Source organism: Kitasatospora sp. NPDC092039 (genome assembly GCF_044756065.1).
Classification (GTDB): domain Bacteria; phylum Actinomycetota; class Actinomycetes; order Streptomycetales; family Streptomycetaceae; genus Kitasatospora.
Window position 1 is genome coordinate 190,688 of sequence record NZ_JBIVSD010000004.1, and the last position, 20,808, is coordinate 211,495.

Below are 20,808 nucleotides of genomic sequence, written 5' to 3' on the forward strand. Positions count from 1 at the left end.
TGCCGCGCCCTCGGGGCCCGGTCGGGCCGGTCGGGCCCGGTCGTTGCCAGCAGCCTGCGCAGTCCCGTGCCCGGAAGCATCCTCACCGGCCCGTTCGGGTGACCGGAGGCGTCGGGCCGCAGCGGGAAATGCACTTGCCGGGCCGGGTTGGATGGGGGCATGGGACGCAAGGAGAGGGTCACACCGACCGTGTACGTGTCGGTGGACGTGGAGGCGGACGGACCGATCCCGGGGCCGTACTCGATGGTGAGCTTCGGGGCCGTGGTGGCCGGCTGGCACGACGGCGAGAGCCTCCGGCGGCCGGGGACGGGCGCGGCGGCGTTCTACCGGGAGCTGCGGCCGATCAGCCCGGAGTACGACCCGGAGGCACTGGCCGTGTCGGGGCTGGACCGGGCGGCGCTGGAGGCGGAGGGGGCCGACCCCGGGGCGGCGATGCGGGCGTTCGGCCACTGGGTGGAGGGGGTGCGGAACGGGCCGGACGGGCGCCGGTACCGACCGGTGATGGTGGGCTACCCGGCCGTGTACGACTGGCAGTTCCTCTACTGGTACCTGGTGCGGTTCACCGGTTCCAGCCCGTTCGGGCACTCCGGCTGCCTGGACCTGAAGACGCTGTACGCGGCGCGGGCCGGGGTGCCGTTCGCCGGGATCGGGAAGCGCTCGATGCCGCCGGAGCTGCTACCGGACCTGCCGCACACCCACCACGCGCTGGACGACGCCCGGGAGCAGGCGGAGCTGTTCGCGAACCTCTGGGAGTGGGCCGGGCCTACGGGACGTCCGGAGTGAGGGCGAGGACGGCGAGGGCGTCGGCGAGCAGGCCCTCACGCCGCGCTCTCCCCGAGCGGCTCAGCCGCTGACTGCTCGGCCGCGCACGGCCCAGCCGCAAAGTGCTCAGCCGCGCGCGGCCGGAGGTCCCGGTTCCCGGGGCCGGGGGAAGCGGCCCCCGCTCGCTGCCGGCCCCGGAAACCGCTGGTCACGGCGCGGTCAGCGGACGGTCACCGGCAGGGTCTCGTAGCCGCGCAGCACCAGCCGGTCGCGCCGGGTCGGCACGCCGCCGGGGGCGAGCCGGGGGAAGCGGTCGAGCAGGGCGGGCACCGCGACCTCGGCCTCCAGCCGGGCCAGCTGGGAGCCCAGGCAGAAGTGGGTGCCGCCGCCGAAGCTGAGCGGCTGGCTGTCGGTGCGGGTCGGGTCGAAGACCTCGGGGCGCTCGTACCGGGCCGGGTCGTGGTTGGCCGCGCCGATCAGCAGGGTCACCTCGCTGCCGGGCGGGACCGGCAGGCCCTCGACGGTCAGGCCGTCCTCCAGCGCGACCCGCCCGGTGGCCTGGACCGGGGAGTCGAAGCGCAGCACCTCGTCGGTGAACCCGGCCGGGGTGATCGCCCCGCTGCGCAGCCCGGCGGCCGCCTCGGGGTGGCGGAACAGCAGGGCCAGGCCGTTGCCGAGCAGGTTGGTGGTGGTCTCGAAGCCGGCCACCAGCAGCAGCACCAGGTTGGCCAGCAGCTCCTGGGCGGAGAGCCGCTCGTCGTCCGCGGCGGCGATCCGGGCCAGGTCGGTGACCAGGTCGTCCTGCGGCCGCGCCAGGCGCTCGGCGGCCAGCTCGTCCAGGTCCTGGACGATCTCCAGCGCGACGGTCAGGTCGGAGGCGAGGTCGCGGAAGCGGTAGCGGTCCTGCTCGGGGACGCCGAGCAGTTCGCAGATCACCCCGACCGGCAGCCGGAAGGCGAAGGCGTCCATGAAGTCCACCGGCGAACCGTCGGCGCCCTGTTCGGCCATCCCGTCCAGCAGCCGGTCGACCGCCGCCTCCACGGCCGGGCGCAGCGCGGCGACCCGGCGGGCGGTGAACACCGAGGCGATCAGCGAGCGGACCCGGGGCTGGTCGGGCGCGTTGCGCTGGAGGATCGAGCGGCCGAACAGGGCGAGCGACGCGTGCACGGCGTACTCGGGGGCCAGGCCGGACATCATCTCGGCGGTCGCGACGCCGAAGGCGGGGGTGCGCAGCACCTTGTTGACCGCCGCGTAGCCGCTCACCACGAACATGCCGTCCCCGGCCGGGGCCACCGGGCCCAGCTCGTGGGCCCTGGCGTACAGCGGGTACGGGTCGGTCCTGACCTCCGTGGTCATCAGCTGTTCGATGATCGCCGCGCCGTCCATGCGGTGCTCCCCTCCCGAGATCGCACTTCCTGTGTGGTCAACCGCCGGTGGGCTCGGCGGAGTTCCCGTACGGACCGGATCGCGGGCGGGCGGGCAGGACCGCGGGGCGGGGCCGAATCGCGAGGCGAGCCGCAGGCGGGTGGCGGGCACAGGGGCGGAAGCCGCGGGCCGGGGCCGAATCGCGCGCGGCGGGTCCCGGGGCGGGTGCGGGCGGCTCGATAGGGTGGCCGGCATGGAGATCTGGATCAACCCGCGGTGCGGCAAGTGCCGGACCGCCCTCGGCGAGCTGGACGCGGCCGGGGTCGAGTACACCGTACGGCGCTACCTGGAGCAGCCGCCGACCGCGGCCGAGCTGGCGCAGGTGCTGGAGCGCCTGGGCCTGGAGCCGTGGGACATCACCCGCACCGACGAGCAGGCCGCCAAGGACCTCGGGATGAAGGACTGGCCCCGGGAGGAGGGTGACCGGGAGCGCTGGATCGCGGCGATGGCCGAGCACCCGATCCTGATCCAGCGCCCGATCATCACCGCGGACGACGGGCACGCCGTCGTGGCCCGCACCCCCGAGGCCCTCAAGTCCGTGCTGCCGTAGGGCAGTTGTGGACGACCGGGCCGGTCGGTGGAGCCGGATCGCCTCCACCGACCGGCCCGGGTGCCAGGTGTGGACGAGCAGGTGGCCGCCCTCCGGCGCGGTGTGCACCACCTGGTCGGGCTCCAGCCGGAACGCGTGGAGCGGGGCGGGCGGCGGCTCGGGCAGGTCGCGCGCCCTGACCGCGCCGTACGAGGACGCCGGGTCGTCGTCGGTGGTCGGTGCCACACTGGCGGGGTGACCACCACGACCACGTACATCGCCTTCCTGCGGGCCATCAACGTCGGCGGCCGGACGGTGCGGATGGAGCGGCTGCGGGCGCTCTTCGCCGAACTCGGGCTCGGGAACGTGCGCTCCTACATCCAGAGCGGCAACGTCTTCTTCACCACCGACGAATCCACCACCGCCGAACCGGACCGCGCGGCGCTGACCCGGCGGATCGAGGAGCACCTGGAGCAGGCCCTCGGGTACCCGGTGCCGGTGCTGCTGCGGACGGTGGACGAGGTGGCCGAGCTGCTCGCCGCCGAGCCGTTCCGGGGCGTCGAGGTGACGCCGGACGTCCGGCTGGTCGTCGCGTTCCTCTCCGAACCGCTGCCCGCCGGACTCGCCCTCCCGTACCGCTCGCCGAAGGGCGACGTCGAGGTGCTCGGTGCCGGACCGGGGGCCGCGTACGTGGTGATCCACCTCCAGGACGGCAAGTGGGTCACCAAGGACATGTTCGGCAAGGCCTACCGGGGAGCGGTCACCTCCCGGTTCCTGCACACCACCGAGAAGATCCTGGCCGCCGCCCGCAAGGCCTGACGGCCCGTACGGCGGTCGGGAACCGGCCGTACGGCGGTCGCGAACCCGGCCGTACGGCGGTCGCGAACCCGGCCGTACGGCGGTCGCGAACAAGCCGTACGGCACCCCGGAACGGGCGGAACCGACCGGCCGGAAAGGGCGTCTGGACTGCCGTGACGTACGAACCCCGCGCCCGCGCACGGCGCGATCTGGACAGCCGGAGTCGGCCGCGCCGACAATTTGGCCATGACGCCTCCTGAGCTCCCCACCGGCGCGGCCGGGCCGGCCGGCGCCGTCCGGCCCTCCGACGCCGAACGGGACCAGGCGCTCGGGATGCTGCGGGACGGCGCGGGCAGCGGACGGCTCTCGCACGACACCTTCCTCGGCCGGGTGGACGTCGTCCTGCATGCCACCAGCCGCGGCGAGTTGGACGAGGCGGTGGCCGGGCTGCCGACCGGCGGGCCGGTCGAGCGCCTCGTGCTGCGCACGGTCGGGCGGGCGTCCGCCTTCGGCACCCGGCTGGGCCGGGCCTGGCGCACCGAGCGGCTGCCCGGGCTGAGCCTGCCGCAGGCCGGGGCCGGGCAGTTGACGATCGGCCGGATCCCCGGTTCGGGCCTACGACTGCACGACGCCTCGGTGTCCCGGCACCACGCCGAACTGCGGCACGAGCAGGGCGGCTGGGTGCTGTACGACCTCGGCTCGACCAACGGCACCCATGTGAACGGGCGCCGGATCGCCGGCGGCGTCCGGGTCCGGGCCGGCGACCAGGTGCGGTTCGGGAACCTGGAGTTCCGGCTCGCCGCGTTCTGACCGGCCGGCCCTCCCGGCGCCCGGCGCGCCCGCCCGGGGTCAGTGCGGGAACTGCCGGGGCGGCCGCTGGCGGGGCAGCCCGTCCTGGAACTCCGCGATGGCGGTGGCGATCTGGCGGGTCACCACGGTGCGCTCCAGCCGGTCCAGGTAGAGGTTCTCGGCGGCCAGCGCCTCGACCGTGACGCCGAAGTAGAGCGTCATCAGCGGATTGACGAACAGCGCCTCGCCCTTGGTCCGATCGGTGAAGCGGACGTCGCCGAACTCGCCGCGCAGCGCCGCCGCCACCGAGCCGTTGACGATGCTGGGGTGCTCCGGGAACGCCGCCCGGGCGTGCTCGACGGCATCCAGGTAGAGCACGCCCTCCCGGCTGTCCCGGGGCAGGGAGAAGGCACCGAGGTAGCCGCCGGCCCGGTCGATCGCGGCGAGGTTCTCCAGCACCAGCGAGTGGTTGACGCCGTGGTGGGCGTCGACCCCGAAGCCGAGGCAGGCGACGAGCCGCTCGGGCACCTCGGACAGCCCGGCCACCGCGGCCAGGCTCGCCATGTCCTCCTCCGGGGTGCCGAGCCCGACCTCGTCTCCGCGCATCAGGATGTCGGTGCCGCCGTCCACCAGCAGGATCGCGTCCACGCCCAGCCGGCGGACCAGTGCGCGGTAGGCGTCGCGCAGTGGCCCCACGCCCACCGTCGGAAAGGCCCACACGGTGTCGGGCATCCGGTGCAGGTTCAGCCAGCGGGCCAGGGTGCGCTCCGGGAAGTAACCCTCCGGGGCGGCGGTGTCCGGCCCGATCCGGGCCACGTCGGGCTCCTCCCAGACCTCCCTCGGCAGGCCGTAGAGGTGGCTGAAGGAGAGGTTGGCCAGGTGCACCTCCTTGCCCGCGGCCCGCAGGGCGAGGGCGATCGGCAGCCCGGCGTACACGTCGAAGCCACCGCCGGCCCCGGCGACCAGGATGCGCTCGGCGGCCAGCAGCCGAGTGATCAGCGGTGGTTGCAGCAGAGAAGTCACCGGCGGACGGTAGCAGGACGGCGGCGCCGCGGGCCCGCGGATTGTCAGTGGCGGGTGCGACGATGCGGGCATGACCGAGGAGACGCTTCCCATCCCCGACGTGCTGCGCGAAGCCCAGGAGCGGGCCGGCGAGTTGATCCGGTGCGGCTTCCAGGAGCCGGACGAGATAGCCGAGTCCCTGGTCGAGGCCTTCGACGACCAGGGGCTGACGCAGGAGGAGGCGGAGCGGATCGTCGCTCCGCTGTGGGCCCGGCGGCTGGCCGAGCAGACGACCTGGCCGGAGACCACCGACGTGGACCGGCTGGCCGACGCCTTCGACGCACTGGAGGACGAGGGCATCGTCGCGGCGATGGACTTCACCTGCTGCGCGGGCTGCGGCTACGCGGAGATCGGGGGCGAGGCCGGGGAGGACTCGGTCGGTTTCGTCTTCTTCCACCAGCAGGACACCGAGGCGGCGGCCGCCGGACGGGGGCTGATGCTGCGCTACGGCGGGTTCCGCGGCGAGGAGGAGACGGCCGAGGTCTCGGAGTGCCGGACGGTGGAGGTCGGGCGGTCGGTGGTCGCCGCGCTGGAGGCGGTCGGGCTTCCCGCGGAGTGGGACGGCTCGCCGAACACGACGATCCGGGTCACCCCGCTGGAGTGGCTCAACCGCCTGCCGGAGTAGGCACCGGGGAACGTCGGCACGGGCGCCGGGGAGCGCGTCGTCACGGCCGGCGGCGGGTCAGTCCCGCTCGACGTGCACCTCGGCGTAGTGGTCGCCCTTGTTCGTCTTGCGCAGGGTGACCCGGACGCTGCCGATGGTGGTCTGGGAGTCCTTGGTGGCGGTCTTCCGGTCGTCGCCGATGGTCACCTCGGCCGAGTCGTCGGTGATGCGGCCGACGGTCATCGACATCGGGTCGTCACCGCCGAAGACCTTGACGGTCTTGGTGCCGTCGGCCTTGTCGGTCTTGATGCCGACGGTGCACTTGTGGTCGTCCAGGCAGAGGGCCACGCCGCCCTCACAGGCGGTCAGCCCGGCGCCGAGCACCAGAACGGCGCCGGCGGCGAGGAGCGCGGGCCCGCGCCGGAAGCGGGTCCGGGGACGGGCCCGGGGACGGGTGGGGTGGGGGTCCGGGGTGCTGCGCGCTGTGGTCATGCCGTCGACGGTAGGGCGGCGGGCGCGGCCCGCCATCGACCGTCGGCGGGACGCCTCCCCTGGTACGGCCCGGAGCGGCCGGGCGGCCGGACCCCGAGAGCGGTGGGTCGATTCCCCTTAGGGTTGCGGGAAGTTGACGGCACGTCGGATCACTGGCGACTTCCGGCATATGCCGGAGGCCCGTGCCACGCGCGTAGATCAACGGCCCGCGAAAACACCCCGGGGTCAGTCGGCGATGCTCCCCAGGCCCTCGAAGCCGAGGCCGGTGCCGTCGGCCGGCCCCCCGGCCGGACCGTCCGCGGCGCCGTCCGCCGGGCCCCACAGCGGCGAGGTGCAGCGCTGGTAGGTCGCGTGCCAGTGCGGCCAGTTGCGGGCCACGTCGTCGTCGCACTCGGCCAGCAGCCGCTCGACCAGCTCGGGCTCCACGCCCTCCAGCAGCCAGACCAGCGCGTCCGCCATCCCCGGGCCGTCGGCCAGCCGCAGCAGGTCCAGCAGCTCGCCGAGCCCGCCGAGCCGGGAGCCCTCGGGGACCACCCGCTCCATCCGGGGCAGCAGTTGCCGCTCCTCGATCCGCAGGTGGGTCTCCAGCCGGGCCGCCAGGTCCTCCATCGCGTAGGCGACCGGCCAGGCGCTGCCGGTGTCCCGGCTGGCGATCCGCACCAGCGTGGTGACCCGGGTGAAGGAGTGGTCCAGGTTGTGGTGGTCGTCCTCCAGCCAGTTGAGCAGCAGCCGCAGTTCGGGCGCGAAGCGGCGCACGATCGGCCAGAGCCGGGTGTCCTGCTGCTCGTGGTGGCAGGTGAGCATCGCGGTCATGAAGTTCCAGTGCCGCAGCAGCGCCTCGCCCTTGTCGTCCTCGCCGGGCTGGAGCAGCCGCAGCGCGTTGGGCAGCCGGGCGAGGTCCCGGCGCAGCGCGGCGTGCACCAGGCGCAGCCCGGCGAACCGGAGGGTGGCCGGCTCGTCGTCCGCGGCCCGTCCGTACGCGTCCGCGCCCAGCGGGGCGGGTCCGGGCTGGCCCTGCGCGGGCACGGTGGGGACGGGCTGGGGCACCAGGTGGATCGGCATGGGACTCTCTTCACGGCTTGGGGCACGGGTGGCGGCGGCCGGTCGAGGACCGCCCCAGCCAAGGTGCTCCCAGTCGATCAGAAGCGAATCAATGTCCGATTGACGCGCAGGTCACGGGCCTGCGGACGGGCTGCGGGATCCTACGGCGACCTGCGGCGGACCCGCAGCCGGAGAGCCCGCCGGACAGCAGGACCGCAGGACCGCAGGACAGTCAGCACAGCAGGGCCGCCGGCACCGGGAGCGCGAACGCGTCCCGGCACCGGCGGCCCGGATGAAAGCGGATGAAAGCCGATGACAGCGGTGACAGCGGCGAGAGCGGTGCGGCGCAGGGCCTCAGTCGGCCGCCGGCCCCGCCAGGTGGGCGGTGAGCCACACCAGGGTGTCCGGGATCATCTTCTTGAAGTCCGAGGTCAGGTGCTTGCCGCCGGGCTGCTCGTGGTACTCCAGGCTCAGCGGCGGCACCGCCTTGGCCACCCAGCTCTTGACCACCTTGGTCTCGTACGGGTTGGCGCCGCCCGCGGTGACCAGCATGCTCACGTCGGCCTTGCCCTGGGCGACCAGCACGTCCGGGTTGTTGGCCGCGCGCTCGGCGTCGTGGCCCTTCCACAGCCCGGAGTCCGGGATGAAGTAGCCGTCGATCGGCACCGCGGCCTTGTAGACCTGGGGGTACTGGAGGGCGAGCTTGGCGCTGCAGAAGCCTCCGGTGGAGGCGCCCATCACGCCCCAGCCGTCGCGGCCCTTCACGGTGCGGAAGTTGGCGCGGACGAAGTCCGGGAGGTCCTCGGCCATCCAGGTGCCCATCTTGGGCTGGCCCGGGATGTCGGAGCAGTCCAGCGCGTTCTTCTCGTCGCCGTTGAAGTTCTGCACCGGCATGATCATGATGAACGGGTGGGACTTGCCCTCCTTGACCAGCCGCTCGTTCTCCTCCTGGATCGGCAGCTGGTTGTCGGTCCAGGTGTTGTAGCCGTTGCTCTGGCCGCCCGCGAACAGGGTGAGCACCGGGAAGCCGGTCTTGGCGAACTTGGGGTCGTTGTACTCGGGCGGCAGCCAGACCCAGACCTGGCCGGTGACGCCGGACTTCGCGCCGGTCACCTTGGTCATGAAGATCGGGCCGGCGCCGGTGTCCCGGACCTTGTTGAGGGCCGCGGCGGGCCCGGTGGGCATCAGCACCTTGCCGGCGGCGGCCGGGGTCGCGCTGCCGGTCGCGGCCGGGCCGGTGCCGGTGGCGCTCGGGCTGCCCGCCGAGCTGCTGCCGCCGGCCGGGGTGGCGTTCGCCGTGGCGCTGTCCCCCTTCCCACCGCCGGAACTCCCGCAGGCCGCGAGCGAGGCGGCCAGGGCGAGCACGGCGGCGCCGGACAGGACGGCGCGGGAACGGGACGACTGCCTAAGCACGGTGAGGACTCTCCGACCGATGTCGCGCCCGGTCCGTCTGACCGGGCGGCGGCCCCCCGGTGGGGCCGGACAGGCCCGGGGGCACGGCACTGGTGCGTCCCCCGGAGTGATGGTGGCGCCGCCCCTCGCGGGGGTGCGCCTTCCTGCGATCTTATGACGTAGGCCGGGGTGGCCCGGTTGCGCGGTGGCCACCGGAATTCCGATGTTCGTCCGCGGTCGGGTCGAGGCCCTCACCGCTCCCCCCGGACGGCGGGGGCCGGACGGCGGGGGTGGCCGCCGAGCCCGCGTCGAGCCGTCCGGATCGCGGGGGTTCCGACCGGTGACGGCGGCCCGCCGATCCGGAACGATCTGCAGGGCGGGCCCGGGCCACCGGGACCGGTCATCGAGGAGGCTGCCATGGACCAGCGCATCGCCGTCGTCACCGGAGCCGGGAGCGGCGTCGGCCGCGCCGTGGCGGTCGAACTGGCCGCGGACGGTTGGCGGACGGTGCTGGCCGGCCGCCGGCCCGGGCCGCTGCGGGAGACCGCCGGGCTCTGCGCCGTCCCGGCCGACGTGCTGCCGACCGACGTCACCGACCCGGACGCGGTGGACGCGCTGTTCGCCGCGGCCGCCGGGCGCCACGGCCGGGTGGACCTGCTGTTCAACAACGCCGGCGCCTTCGGCCCGGCCGTCCCGGTGGAGGAGCTGGCGGTCGAGGACTGGCGGGCCGTGGTCGACCTCAACCTGACCGGCGCCTTCCTCTGCGCCCGGGCCGCGTTCCAGCAGATGAGGGCGCAGCACCCGCAGGGCGGCCGGATCATCAACAACGGCTCGATCTCCGCGCACGCCCCGCGCCCGCACTCGATCGCCTACACCGCGACCAAGCACGCCGTCACGGGGCTGACCAAGTCGCTGTCGCTGGACGGCCGCCCGTACCGGATCGCCTGCGGGCAGATCGACATCGGCAACGCGGCGACCGACATGACGGCGGCGATGGGCGCGGGCGTGCGGCAGGCGGACGGCCGGATCGCGCCCGAGCCGACCATGGACGTGGCGGACGTGGCGCGCACCGTGCGGCACATGGCCGGGCTGCCGCTGGAGGCCAACGTCCAGTTCGCCACCGTGATGGCGACGGCCATGCCGTACGTCGGGCGGGGATGACGGACCGGCCGCCACTCGCACGGCGCGGCGGCGGCGCCGCCCCTCCCCCGGCCCCCGGAGCAGCCCCCGGAACCGGCCCCCGGAGCAGCCCCTTCGGAACAGCCCCCTACCGGGGGATCCCCGCCGGACCAGGCCGACGGGGATCCGCTACGGACCGGGGCCCGCGGCTCACGGCCGCCAGGTGTCGTTCAGCGTGACCGTCCCGCCCGAGGGCACCGTCGCCGTCCGGTTGGCGCCGGACTCCCAGGTCACCGCACCGCCGGCGTCCTTGCGGACGTACTTGTACTGGAAGGACGTACCGGCCGGCAGCGACAGCGACAGCGACCAGACCGGGTAGCCGGCCGAGGAGAGCGGCAGCGCCTTCGCCGCGTCCCAGCCGCCGAGCGCCGCCGCGTCGCCGACCACGTAGAGGTTCTGCCCGTACGAGGTGGTCGCGTTGACGTTGAACGAGGCGCCGGAGACGCTCGCGCCCGGCTGGACGTACAGCGCGACCGCGTCGCCCGCGCCGACCGTCGCGGTGAACTGCCCGTTGGCGCCCACCTGGTAGGTCGGGCCGGTGCAGCCGCCGCCCGGCTGCGGGTCGCCGTGCTGGACGTCGCAGTAGGTGCCGGCCGGCAGCCCGGTCTGGAAGGTCCGGGTGATCGCGCCGCTCTCGTGGTTGATCGCGACGTAGCCCTTGTTGCCGCGGCCGAAGGCGATCGCGTTGTTGCCGTTGGACCACCAGTCGGTCACCCCGGTGCCCGCCACCGCGTTGCGGAAGCCGACCATGTTGGCGACCTGCCGCCAGGCGTGGGTGCAGTTCCAGCCGTCCTGGTAGCAGGCGTTGACGGTGCCGCCGTTCGGCGGGCCGTCGTCCTTGTTGGTGAAGGAGTAGCCGGAGTAGACGTTGGGGGCGCCGTACGGCGAGGCCAGCAGGAAGACGTTGGCCAGCGTGTAGGTGTTGCCGTAGGTGTAGTTGAGGGTGGAGCCGTTGCGCTCGGTGTCCCAGTTGTCGACGAAGCCGCGCGCCTGGCCGCTCGGCAGGTAGCCCCAGGAGGCGCCCCAGCCGTTGAGGTTGGCGAGCTTGTCGGTGGTGAACATCCGCTTGAGGTCGGTGCCGACCCGGAACTCGTCCACGTCACCGGTGCCGGTGTACTCGGTGGGCTGGATCGGCTCGCCGGCGCCGTAGATGACCTCCTGGACCCAGTAGGCACCGGGGTTGGCCGTCTTCGCCTTGATCGCGGCGAGGTCGGCGGCGGCGATGTGCTTGGCGGCGTCGATCCGGTAGCCGTCGACGCCGAGCGAGGCGAGGTCGTCCAGGTAGTGCGCGACGGTGGTCTGGACGTACGCGCTGCCGGTGTTCAGGTCGGCGAGGTCCACCAGTTCGCAGTTCTGGACGTTGGCGCGGTCCCGGTAGTCGCTGATCGCCTGGCGGCAGCCGTGGAAGTCCTGGTCCTGGTACGTGCCGGGGTAGTTGTACTTGGTGTAGGCGGTGCCGCCGGTGCCGGTGCCGGAGCCCGCCGACATGTGGTTGACCACCGCGTCGGCGATCACCTTGACGCCGGCCGCGTGGCAGGCGGTGACCATGTTCTTGAACGACGTGCGGTCGCCGAGCCGCCCGGCGATCCGGTAGCCGACCGGCTGGTAGGAGGTCCACCACTGCGGACCCTGGATGTGCTCCTGCGGCGGTGAGACCTCCACGAAGCCGTAGCCCTTGGGGCCGAGGGTGGAGGTGCAGGCCTGGGCGACGGAGTCGAAGCGCCACTCGAAGAGGGTGGCGGTGACGTCCTTGCCGTTGTTCGCGGGCGGGGCGGCCTGGGCGGCGGGGGCACCGAGGGAGGTGCCGAGCGAGAGCGCGAGCGCCGCCGAGGCGGCGAGCGCGCCGGCCGCGCGGGCGGGCCGGCGGCGGGTGGGGGCGGTGGTGACCACGTCGTCTCCTGGGGGTGGCTGGGGTGGGGCAGCCGGAGGGTGAACCTGCAGGAAGTTTCTGTAACTTGCCGGAAACTTGCAGCGCTGAACCTAGAGGCGCCCGCCGAAGGCGTCAAGACCTTGGGTACGGCTCCCGGGAGAAGGGGCCTCGGTCCAGGTCCTGGAGAAGGGCCTCGGTCCAGGCCGCCCGGGGGACGGGCCTCGGTCCAGGCCGCCCGGGGGACGGGCCTCGGGGGACGGGCCTCGGTTCAGGTCCGACAGGACGGATGGCACGACAAGGGCCCGGCGGCCGTAGCCACCGGGCCCCTCACCTGTCCTGGTTCACCGGCCCCTCAGGAGCCGGACCGGGCTCAGCCGGTCTGGACGGCGGTGTCGTCGATCACGAAGCTGGTCTGGAGCGAGGCGTCCTCGGTCCCGGCGAACTTCACGGTGACCGTCTGGCCCGCGTAGGCCGACAGGTCGAAGGTGCGCTGCTGGTAGCCGGCCGCGGCGTCCGCGTTGGAGTAGGTCTTCAGCGCGGTGCCGTTCACCGTCACGGTCAGCTTGTCGTACGCGGTGCTGCCCGACTCGGCGGTGTCGATGTGCAGCCAGAAGCTCAGCGTCGCCTTGCAGCCCGCCGGGATGCTCACGGTCTGCGACAGCGAGTCCGAGTGGGTGGAGCCGTAGCCGTTCAGCCACGCCTTCCAGGAACCGCCGTGGGCCGCCTGGGAGGAGCTGTTGTCCACCACGCCGCTCGACGCCGTCCACGGGGTCGCCGTGCCCGACTCGAAGCCCGCGTTGCCCAGCAGCTGGGCCGGCGTGCAGCCGCCGCCACCGGTGGAGACGGTCCAGGTGAAGCTGGTGGTACCGGTCTTGCCGGCCGAGTCCTTCGCCGTGACGGTCACGTTGTAGGTGCCCGCGGTGGAGGCGGTGCCGGTGATCACGCCGGTGGAGGAGTTGATCGACAGGCCGGTGGGCAGGCCGGTGGCCGAGTAGGTCAGCGGGGCGGTGCCACCGGTGGCCTTGATCGCCAGGTTGACCGCGCCGCCGACGGCGGTGGACTGGTTGCCCGGGTTGGTGACGGTGACGCCGCCCGGGTTGGGCGCGGTGCCGACGTTGACGCCCGCCCAGGCGGTGCTGACCGCGGTCAGCTCGGCGCTGCCGGCACCGTACAGGTCGGTGGCCGCCTTCTCCGTCGCGGTGCGCGCCGCGGCGTAGTTGGTGTTGGAGGTCATGTAGGTGGTCAGCGCGCGGTACCAGACGGCCGCCGCCTTGTCCCGGCCGATGCCGGTGACCGCGATGTTGCCCTGGGTCGGCGAGTCGTAGCTGACGCCGTTGATCACCTTCGCGCCGCTGCCCTCGGACAGCAGGTAGAAGAAGTGGTTGGCGACACCGGACGAGTAGTGGACGTCCTTGTTGCCGACGCCCGAGTACCAGTAGTCGGCCGAGGCGCCGTCCTTGGACGGCTTGTCCATGTAGCGCAGCGGGGTGCCGTTCCCGTTGATGTCGATCAACTCACCGATCAGGTAGTCGGGGTTGTCGCTCGGGATGTTGGCGGAGAACTCGACCATGGTGCCGAAGATGTCCGAGGTGGCCTCGTTGAGGCCGCCGGACTCGCCCGAGTAGGTCAGGTTCGCGGTGGCCGAGGTGACGCCGTGGCTCATCTCGTGGCCGGCGACGTCCAGCTCGGTCAGCGGCGCGGTGTTGTTGGAGCCGTCGCCGTAGGTCATGCAGAAGCAGGAGTCGTCCCAGAACGCGTTCACGTAGTTGTTGCCGTAGTGGACGCGGCTGTAGGCGCCGACACCGTCGTTGCGGATGCCGTTGCGGCCGAAGGTGTTCTTGTAGTAGTCCCAGGTGGACGCCACGCCGAAGTGGGCGTCGACCGCGGCGGACTCGCCGTTGTTGACGGTGCCGTCGCCCCAGGTGTCGGTGGACTTGCTGTAGAGCGTGCCGGTGCCCGACGTCCCGTGGTTCAGGTTGGTGGTGTAGCCGTTGCCGCGGGCGGCGTCCTTCATCTGGTACGACGACCCGGACTGGGTGGTGCCGATGGTGACGCTGCCGACGAAGACGCCCTTGCCGGAGCCGGTCTCGATGCCGTCCCACTGCTGGATGACCTGGCCGCTGGTGGCGTCGGTGACGACGTGCATCTTGCTCGGGGTGCCGTCGGACTTGGTGGAGGCGACGACGGTCTCCCAGGCGAGCCGGGGGCTGTTGTCGGCGGCCCAGACCACCAGGCGCGGCGCGGTCTCGACCGCGGTGCCCTGCTCGGCGGCGAGCGCGGCGCTCTGCGCGGCCGGCGCGGCCAGCTTCGGCGTGGTGCTGACACCGCTCAGCGAGGCGGTGCTGGCCCGGTCAACGCTCTTGGTCGCACCGGTGGGCGCCTGGTGCACCACCAGGTCCCCGCCCAGGACGGGCAGCCCGTTGAGGGTGCGCTCGTACCGCAGGTGGCGGGTGCCGTCCGCGTCCTGGATGACGTCCTTGGTGACCAGCTTCTCCTCGCCGCTCAGCCCCAGGCTCTGGGCGAGGGAGGCGCTCTGCTGGGTCGCGGCGGAGATCAGCTGGGCGCGGTTCGCCTGCTGGGCCGCGACGGCGGCCGGCGCGTCCGGCGTGGCCGCCTGGGCGATCACCGGTATGCCGGTGACCAGCAGCGCGGTGGAGGCGGCCATGACAACCGCCGCCTTCCGGGCGTGAGCGTAACGGGACATGCGGACTCCTTTTCCGACCGGCGCTGGGTCGCGCACGGTGGAGAGAACCTGGGCCGCGGTTGCGGCGCAGTGGGGGCCCCCGCCGGGTGCGACGGGAGTGCGGATGCGGTGCTCACAACTCGTTGCAGGGTCGGGACGCGCTGCACCAGAACTGGAACAGCTGCACCGGGGGGTGGGGCCCCCTCGTCTACAGCCGGGGGAATCGTGGCAGCAAACGAGCCGTTAATGACAGATGCATGCCACGGATTGGCCGATTCGATACCGAAACCGTATGCAGGACGGTCCGTCAGTTGTGTTACCCCGTGACGAACTCGTGAACACGGTTTTCATGCCCCGGGTAAAGTTCGATCACTACCGGCAGTCGGTGACCAGCGCTCAGGGCCCCGCCGGGCACCGCCGGGTGGCCCACAGCGCCCGTTGGACCCGGCACGTCACAGTTCCGGCCGTGCCACCGATGCTTTCCGGCCATTGTGTGTCCGGAACGGAACCGGGCCGCCCCGGACCACGACCGGGCCCCGCACCACCTGAACAGTGGTACGGGGCCCGGAAGTTGCGGGGGTGTACGAATCAGTGCTGGACGAACACCGCCACGGTGCGGCCCGGCACGGTGAAGGTGCCGGTCGCGGCGTCGAAGCCGGCCTCCCGCACCACCCGGTCCGCCCCGCCCGCCTGGACGGGGTGCAGGGCCTGGCCGGTGCCCCGCAGGGCCGGTACGGTCTGCACCTGCGCCGTGGGCGTGGCGTTGAAGACCACCGTGATGCCCTTCTCCGCCCCCGGCAGCCCGGTCCCGTCCAGGTGCAGGGTGATCACCCCGGGCGTCTCACCGGCGGTGCCGGAGAGCGGGTAGGAGAGCCGCTGCTGGACGGCGGCCAGGGTGGGCAGCGAGAACAGCGGCGAGGACTGCTTGATCCGCAGGAACTCCCGGTACTGCGCCGAGGTCGCCCGGACGTCGGCCGCGCCCACCCTCAGCCCCGGGTCGGCCAGCAGGGACCGGGCGGCCGCCCACTGGCCCTGGTTGTCCTTCGCCATCGGCAGGCCGCGGCCCCAGCCGTTGCCGTCCGCCGGGTCCCAGTGGATCGCGTTGAACCAGTCCCCGGAGTCGTAGGAGTTGGAGTCGAGCGACTTGGAGCGCAGCAGGTCGCTGCCGGCCTGGGCGAAGCCCGCGCCCTGGGTGAGCGTGGTCAGCGAGAGCCCGAGCGCCTGCATCCGGGCCCGGTCGGCGGGCGCGGTGCCGGCCGGCAGCTTGTACGCGAGCGCGTCGAAGAGGTCGGTGTTGTCGTGGGCGTCCACGTACTCCACCGCCTCGCCCGGCTTGGCCGCGTACCCGGTCGGGGCGCCGTTGTAGTCGACCTGGGCGCCGGTGACGTGCTTTCCGGAGCTGTCGGTGAAGGAGTAGCCGGCCAGATTGCCGGTCAGCCCGACCTTCAACTGGTCCATCTGGTGCAGCAGCCGGGCCTTCTGCTCCTCCGGCGTGCCGTTGGCGGCCGAGCCGTTCGGGTCGCTGTACAGGCCCGAGGCGAAGCCCTGCTGCGGGGCGGAGTCCAGCATGAAGTTGCCGCCGCGGGCGGCGTCCCGGATCCGGTCGTCGAAGGTGGCGATGCCGGTGCCGGCCATGTGGGCCTGGGTGGCCTGCTCGAACCGGGCGTCGTTCGCGACGACGCCGAAGTTCCAGCCCTCGCCGTACAGGAGGATGTTCGCGCCGTCCACGCCGTCCGAGTCCGGCGTCATCCGGTGCAGCGCGGACTGCACGTCCAGCATGGTGGACTTCGGGTCCAGGCCCATCAGGTCGAAGCGGAACCCGTCGACCTTGTACTCGCGGGCCCACAGCGTCACCGAGTCGACCACCAGCCGGTTCATCATGGCGTGCTCGGGCGCCGTGTCGGCGCAGCAGCTGTCCGTCGTCACCTTGCCGTCGGCGTCCAGCCGCTGGTAGTAGCCGGGAACCACCTTGTCCAGCACCGAGTGCTCGGCCTGGCCGCCGGCGGCGGTGTGGTTGTAGACCACGTCGAGCACCACCCGCAGCCCGGCCGCGTGCATCGCCTGCACCATCTGCCGGAACTGCACCGTACGGGCCGTCCCGTTCGGGTCGGTGGCGTAGGAGCCCTCCGGCACGTTGTAGTGCAGCGGGTCGTAGCCCCAGTTGTACGCGTCGTCGGCGGCCACGGCCGCCACGCACTCCTGCTGCTGGGGGCCGTCCTGCGGCAGGGACTTGAGGTCGCAGGCCGGCAGCTTCCGGTCCGCCGGGTTCTCCCGGACGGTGGCGATGTCGAAGGTCGGCAGCAGGTGCACCGTGGTCACCCCGGCCTCGGCGAGCTCCCGGAGGTGCCGCATCCCGGCCGAGTCGGACTCGGTGAACGCCAGGTAGGTGCCGCGCTCGGCGGCCGGGACGGTGGGGTCCTCGACCGAGAAGTCCCGGACGTGCAGCTCCTGGATCTGCTGCCGCGCGGGCGGGACGGCCTGCGGGCGGGCATGGTCGTCCCAGCCCTTCGGCTTGAGCTCCCTGGCGTCGAGGTCGGCGACCAGGCTCCGCTTCGAGTCGGTGGACAGCGCCACCGCGTACGGGTCGGTGACGGTGTTGACCACGACCTGCCGGACCGAGGGAGCCCAGACCTTCACCCGGTACAGGTAGTACTTGCCGTCCAGCTCGCCCTTGTCGCGGACGACTTCCCACACTCCGGTCTCGTCGTCCAGCTTCAGCGGCAGCGTCCTCGGGGTGCCCCCGGTGGCGCTGTCGAAGACCTGGACGGAGACCTCCTGCGCGGTCGGCGCCCAGAGCGACAGCGCCACCTTGCCGTTGTAGTAGGCCGGTCCGAAGTCCACCTTGCCGGTCCGCCCGGCGTACAGGTCGTCCAGCACGCCCGGGATCTGCACCCCGGTGGCGGCCAGCACGGCGCCGCTGGGCAGGTGTTCGGTGAACAGCAGCTGGGCGCGCAGCGCGGCCGGGACGCGGGCGGCGTCCCGGGGGTCGACGGTGAAGGCCCGGTAGCCCGCCAGGTGCGGGTGGGCGGCCTTCTGCGCGTCGGTCAGCCCGCCCTTGACGGGGCTGAGCCGCAGCCAGCGGCCGGGCTCGGTCAGCGCGCCCTTGTCCGCCGCGATGCCGCCCGCCGGGTCGTAGACCAGCTGGGCGCTGGTGCCGCCGGCCAGGGCCTCGTCGCCCGCGCCGTAGTTCGCCGGGACGACGACGGTCCTCGCGTCGATCCACTGGGCCTTGGCGCCGGTGAGGTCGATCTGGGAGGAGGCGGCCGGGTTCTGCGGCAGCAGGTAGCCCTCGCGACCGCCGAGGATCCAGACCTCCTTGCCGTTGACGGCGAAGTCCAGCGACTGGTCGGCGGGCAGGTCCTTGTCGTCGCCCTTGTGCAGGACGTAGCTGAGGCTGGTCGCCCCGGGGGCCAGCGGCACCTCGAAGACGGCGCCGAAGGCGTCGCGGCGCGCGGGCGTCAGCGGCTTGCCCCAGTCGGTCGGGGTGGCGGCGCCGGTCCAGTCGTGCAGGCCCCAGCCGTCGTAGTCGCCGTCGGCCCGGTTGTAGTGGATGACGGCGGTGTTCGCGGGCTGGCTGTTCGGCGGCCCGGGGTCGGCGGTGCGCACGGCCGGGTCGCCCTGCTTGAGCCACACCTCGCCGGTGCCGGCGACGTCGAGGTGCCGGTCGGTGTCGACGTCCTTGACGCCGTCCTTCTCCACGACGAACCCGACGTCCGAGGCGCCCGGCTTCAGCCGCACGTACGCGAAGGCGCCGTACGCGTCCCGCCCGGTGAAGCCGTGCCCGGCCGGCCACTGGGTGGCCTCGCCGTCGGCGAGGTCGCCCCAGGCGTAGAGGTTCCAGCCGTCGTAGTCGCCGTCCGGACGGTTGTAGTGGACGACGGCGTACGGGCGGGAGCCGGCGGTGGGCGCCGGCCGGGGCGCGGGGGCGCCGGTGGTGAAGCTCGCCGTGGCGGAGCGCAGGTGGCCGCTGGAGTCCTGCACGACGGCCTTGTAGCGGACGACCGTGCCGGGGGCGACGCCGCCGAGGTCCTGGGTCACCGCGTACTTCCCGGTGTCGGCCGTGCCCAGCGTCCGCCAGGGCCCGTCGCCGACCTGGGCGGCGAAGCTCACCCGGTCGAAGCCGCCGCCGTCGACGCGGGCGCCGAGCGTCACCAGCCCGGCCGATCCGTCCGCGGGCGGCTGCACCGAGATCCCCGGCGCGGCGCCGACGGCCGCCAGCCGGGCGCCCGCCTTGAACACCACGGAGGAGAGCGCCGGCACGGTGACGGTCGCCTTCCGGTCGGCGCCGCTGGTGATCCGGTCGCCGGCCGCCGGGTAGATCCGGTCGAAGCCCATCCCCGCGGAGAAGGTGTCCAGGGCGACGGTCTTCGCCTCGGTGGCGTTGTTGACCGCCACCAGGTACTCGACCTGCTGCCCGGCGTCGATCCGGGAGAAGGCGTACACGCCCGCGCCGTCGGCGGCGTACCGCTCGATCTGGGCGCCGTCGGCCAGCGCCGGGTTGGTCCGGCGCAGCTCGGCCAGCCCGGCGACGCCCCGGTAGAGCTCGCCGTCCTGCCCGTACCGGTCGGCCGGGCCGGCGGGGCCGCCGAGCACCCGGTCGGCGTTGTACGAGGCCGTCCTGGAGGCGAACAGGTCCTGCCGGGCGTCCTTGTCGCCGCCCGCGCCGGTGAAGCCCTGCTCGTCGCCGTAGTAGACGACGGGCTGGCCGCGGGTGAGGAACTGCAGCTCACTGCCGAGCCGGTCCTTCCGCAGCAGGGTCGCGTCGTCGGCGCCCGGGTTGTCGGCGAGCAGGAAGGAGCCGAAGCGGCCCATGTCGTGGTTGCCGAGGAAGGTCGGCAGCTCGTACGCGTCGGTGTCGGCGCTGGTGTAGCGGTAGTCCTGGGCGTAGACGTCGGCGAGGCCGCGCGCCGAGCCGCCCTGGGAGACGTAGGAGCGGGCCGCGCTCTGGAACGGGAAGTCCAGGGCGGCCTGGAGCCTGCCCTTGGTGACGTACGGCGAGGTGACCGCCGGGTCCCCGGAGTGGACCTCGCCGAACATGAAGAACTTCCGGTTGCCCTGCTTGGCGGCGAAGTCCTTGAGCGCGGGCGCCCACTGCTGCCAGAACGCCATGTCGACGTGCTTGACGGTGTCGATCCGGAAGCCGTCCACGCCGGCGTCCTTGACCCACTGCTGGTAGACCTTCTCGAAGCCCTTCACCACCTTGGGGTTCTGGGTGTCGAGGTCGTCCAGGCCGCTGAAGTCGCCCTCGGTGGCGGACTCGCCGACGAAGGTCGAGTCGCCGCGGTTGTGGTAGAGCGCCGGGTCGTTGAGCCAGGACGGGGTCTTGGCCGCGGCGTCGGCCGGGGTGCGGAAGACCGGGGTGTAGGGGAAGGAGTCCTTGGTCGTCCGCGGCCAGGGGGAGCCCGCGTCGGCGACGGCGGTCTCGTCCACCGGGTTCCCGTCCGCGTCGAGCGTCGGGTAGGCGCCGACGGAGCGGTAGCCGTACTGCTTCTCGGCGTAGTCGACGACGTCGGCGGTGTGGTTGGTGATGACGTCGAAGAAGACCTTGATGCCGCGGGCGTGCGCCTTGGCTATCAGCTCCTTGAGCTGCTCGTTGGTGCCGAAGTGCGGGTCGACCTGGGTGAAGTCGGTGATCCAGTAACCGTGGTAGCCGGCCGAGGCGTCGGCCCCGCTGCCCTGCACCGGCTTGTTCCTGAAGATCGGGGCCATCCAGATCGCGGTGGTACCCATGTTCTGGATGTAGTCGAGCCGCTGGATCAGCCCGGCGAGGTCGCCGCCGTGGTAGAAGCCCTTGTCGGCGGGGTCGAAGCCGTTCTCCAGCCGCCCGCCGGTGATGCCGCCGGTGTCGTTGGCGGTGTCACCGTTGGCGAAGCGGTCGGGCAGGACGAAGTAGAACTGCTCGCGGGTGAGGTCGTGCCGCCCGGCGGTGGCCGCCAGCGCGGCGTCCGAGGGCGGGGCCGGCGGGGCGGCGGCGAGGGCCGCGGGGGCGCCGCCGAGAGTGGCGGCGGTCAGTGCGGCGGCCAGCAGGACGGCCGTGCGGCCTGGTGGTCTGCGGCGGCCAGCACGTCGGGCGGTGCTCCGGCGGGGGCGGAGCGGGGCATCGGCCACTGAGGGCTCCCTTAGGGGAAGGGGCGATCGAGTTCCCAGGAAGCTAGCGGCCTGCAATATGTTTCAGCAAGATG

General features: G+C 73.0%; 14 protein-coding genes. 6 read left to right on the forward strand and 8 right to left on the reverse strand.

Annotated elements, in window-relative coordinates:
• Positions 1–159 precede the first annotated feature (159 nt).
• Positions 160–783, forward strand: coding sequence for an exonuclease (locus ACIQI7_RS10445; protein WP_401107252.1), 624 nt, complete (start codon positions 160–162; stop codon positions 781–783).
• 198 nt (positions 784–981) lie between these two features.
• On the opposite strand, the gene ACIQI7_RS10450 is transcribed toward ACIQI7_RS10445, so the two are convergent.
• Entirely contained in the window at positions 982–2,148 is a 1,167-nt protein-coding gene (locus ACIQI7_RS10450) for a cytochrome P450 (protein ID WP_401107254.1), read from the reverse strand.
• Between the two features lie 232 nt (positions 2,149–2,380).
• Here ACIQI7_RS10450 and ACIQI7_RS10455 point away from each other — a divergent pair, with 232 nt between their 5' ends.
• The 3 genes from ACIQI7_RS10455 to ACIQI7_RS10465 all read left to right on the forward strand — a co-directional run bounded on the left by ACIQI7_RS10455 (position 2,381) and on the right by ACIQI7_RS10465 (position 4,324).
• Entirely contained in the window at positions 2,381–2,737 is a 357-nt protein-coding gene (locus tag ACIQI7_RS10455) for an arsenate reductase family protein (RefSeq protein WP_401107256.1), read from the forward strand.
• A gap of 234 nt (positions 2,738–2,971) precedes the next feature.
• The gene (locus ACIQI7_RS10460) at positions 2,972–3,535 is read left to right on the forward strand and encodes a DUF1697 domain-containing protein (protein WP_401107258.1); all 564 of its coding nucleotides are present in this window, start codon (positions 2,972–2,974) and stop codon (positions 3,533–3,535) included.
• Positions 3,536–3,760: 225 nt separating this feature from the next.
• Positions 3,761–4,324: an FHA domain-containing protein gene (locus ACIQI7_RS10465; protein ID WP_401107261.1), complete on the forward strand. Its 564-nt coding sequence runs from the start codon at positions 3,761–3,763 to the stop codon at positions 4,322–4,324.
• Positions 4,325–4,363: 39 nt separating this feature from the next.
• Here the strand turns inward: ACIQI7_RS10465 and ACIQI7_RS10470 are convergent, their stop codons facing one another.
• Positions 4,364–5,326 (reverse strand): DUF1152 domain-containing protein, encoded by a 963-nt coding sequence (locus ACIQI7_RS10470; protein ID WP_401107264.1) that lies wholly within the window; start codon positions 5,324–5,326, stop codon positions 4,364–4,366.
• Positions 5,327–5,396: 70 nt separating this feature from the next.
• On the opposite strand from ACIQI7_RS10470, the gene ACIQI7_RS10475 reads away from it, so the two are divergent.
• Complete coding sequence (locus tag ACIQI7_RS10475; RefSeq protein ID WP_401107267.1) at positions 5,397–5,990, forward strand: DUF6891 domain-containing protein; 594 nt, start codon at positions 5,397–5,399, stop codon at positions 5,988–5,990.
• A 57-nt stretch (positions 5,991–6,047) separates the two neighbouring features.
• Here the strand turns inward: ACIQI7_RS10475 and ACIQI7_RS10480 are convergent, their stop codons facing one another.
• The 3 genes from ACIQI7_RS10480 to ACIQI7_RS10490 all read right to left on the reverse strand — a co-directional run bounded on the left by ACIQI7_RS10480 (position 6,048) and on the right by ACIQI7_RS10490 (position 8,915).
• Positions 6,048–6,461, reverse strand: a complete 414-nt coding sequence (locus tag ACIQI7_RS10480) for a hypothetical protein (RefSeq protein ID WP_401107268.1) — start codon at positions 6,459–6,461, stop codon at positions 6,048–6,050.
• A gap of 225 nt (positions 6,462–6,686) precedes the next feature.
• Positions 6,687–7,523 (reverse strand): hemerythrin domain-containing protein, encoded by an 837-nt coding sequence (locus ACIQI7_RS10485; RefSeq protein ID WP_401107270.1) that lies wholly within the window; start codon positions 7,521–7,523, stop codon positions 6,687–6,689.
• Positions 7,524–7,856: 333 nt separating this feature from the next.
• On the reverse strand, positions 7,857–8,915 hold the full coding sequence (locus ACIQI7_RS10490; protein ID WP_401107272.1) for an alpha/beta hydrolase: 1,059 nt from the start codon (positions 8,913–8,915) through the stop codon (positions 7,857–7,859).
• A gap of 396 nt (positions 8,916–9,311) precedes the next feature.
• On the opposite strand from ACIQI7_RS10490, the gene ACIQI7_RS10495 reads away from it, so the two are divergent.
• Entirely contained in the window at positions 9,312–10,055 is a 744-nt protein-coding gene (locus tag ACIQI7_RS10495) for an SDR family oxidoreductase (protein WP_401107275.1), read from the forward strand.
• A gap of 168 nt (positions 10,056–10,223) precedes the next feature.
• Here ACIQI7_RS10495 and ACIQI7_RS10500 read toward each other — a convergent pair whose 3' ends face one another.
• From ACIQI7_RS10500 to pulA, 3 genes are all read right to left on the reverse strand, one after another.
• Positions 10,224–11,963: a carbohydrate-binding module family 20 domain-containing protein gene (locus ACIQI7_RS10500; protein ID WP_401107276.1), complete on the reverse strand. Its 1,740-nt coding sequence runs from the start codon at positions 11,961–11,963 to the stop codon at positions 10,224–10,226.
• Positions 11,964–12,313: 350 nt separating this feature from the next.
• Positions 12,314–14,647 (reverse strand): M4 family metallopeptidase, encoded by a 2,334-nt coding sequence (locus tag ACIQI7_RS10505; protein ID WP_401107279.1) that lies wholly within the window; start codon positions 14,645–14,647, stop codon positions 12,314–12,316.
• A gap of 567 nt (positions 14,648–15,214) precedes the next feature.
• Positions 15,215–20,734, reverse strand: coding sequence for a pullulanase-type alpha-1,6-glucosidase (gene pulA / locus ACIQI7_RS10510; RefSeq protein WP_401107282.1), 5,520 nt, complete (start codon positions 20,732–20,734; stop codon positions 15,215–15,217).
• Positions 20,735–20,808 lie beyond the last annotated feature (74 nt).

What these genes read in the sequence shown, in the direction of transcription:
- ACIQI7_RS10445 (WP_401107252.1), top strand. Translation starts at nt 160, where the DNA reads ATGGGACGCAAGGAGAGGGTCACACCGACCGTGTACGTGTCGGTGGAC.
- ACIQI7_RS10450 (WP_401107254.1), bottom strand. Translation starts at nt 2,148, where the DNA reads ATGGACGGCGCGGCGATCATCGAACAGCTGATGACCACGGAGGTCAGG.
- ACIQI7_RS10455 (WP_401107256.1), top strand. Translation starts at nt 2,381, where the DNA reads ATGGAGATCTGGATCAACCCGCGGTGCGGCAAGTGCCGGACCGCCCTC.
- ACIQI7_RS10465 (WP_401107261.1), top strand. Translation starts at nt 3,761, where the DNA reads ATGACGCCTCCTGAGCTCCCCACCGGCGCGGCCGGGCCGGCCGGCGCC.
- ACIQI7_RS10475 (WP_401107267.1), top strand. Translation starts at nt 5,397, where the DNA reads ATGACCGAGGAGACGCTTCCCATCCCCGACGTGCTGCGCGAAGCCCAG.
- ACIQI7_RS10480 (WP_401107268.1), bottom strand. Translation starts at nt 6,461, where the DNA reads ATGACCACAGCGCGCAGCACCCCGGACCCCCACCCCACCCGTCCCCGG.
- ACIQI7_RS10485 (WP_401107270.1), bottom strand. Translation starts at nt 7,523, where the DNA reads ATGCCGATCCACCTGGTGCCCCAGCCCGTCCCCACCGTGCCCGCGCAG.
- ACIQI7_RS10495 (WP_401107275.1), top strand. Translation starts at nt 9,312, where the DNA reads ATGGACCAGCGCATCGCCGTCGTCACCGGAGCCGGGAGCGGCGTCGGC.
- ACIQI7_RS10505 (WP_401107279.1), bottom strand. Translation starts at nt 14,647, where the DNA reads ATGTCCCGTTACGCTCACGCCCGGAAGGCGGCGGTTGTCATGGCCGCC.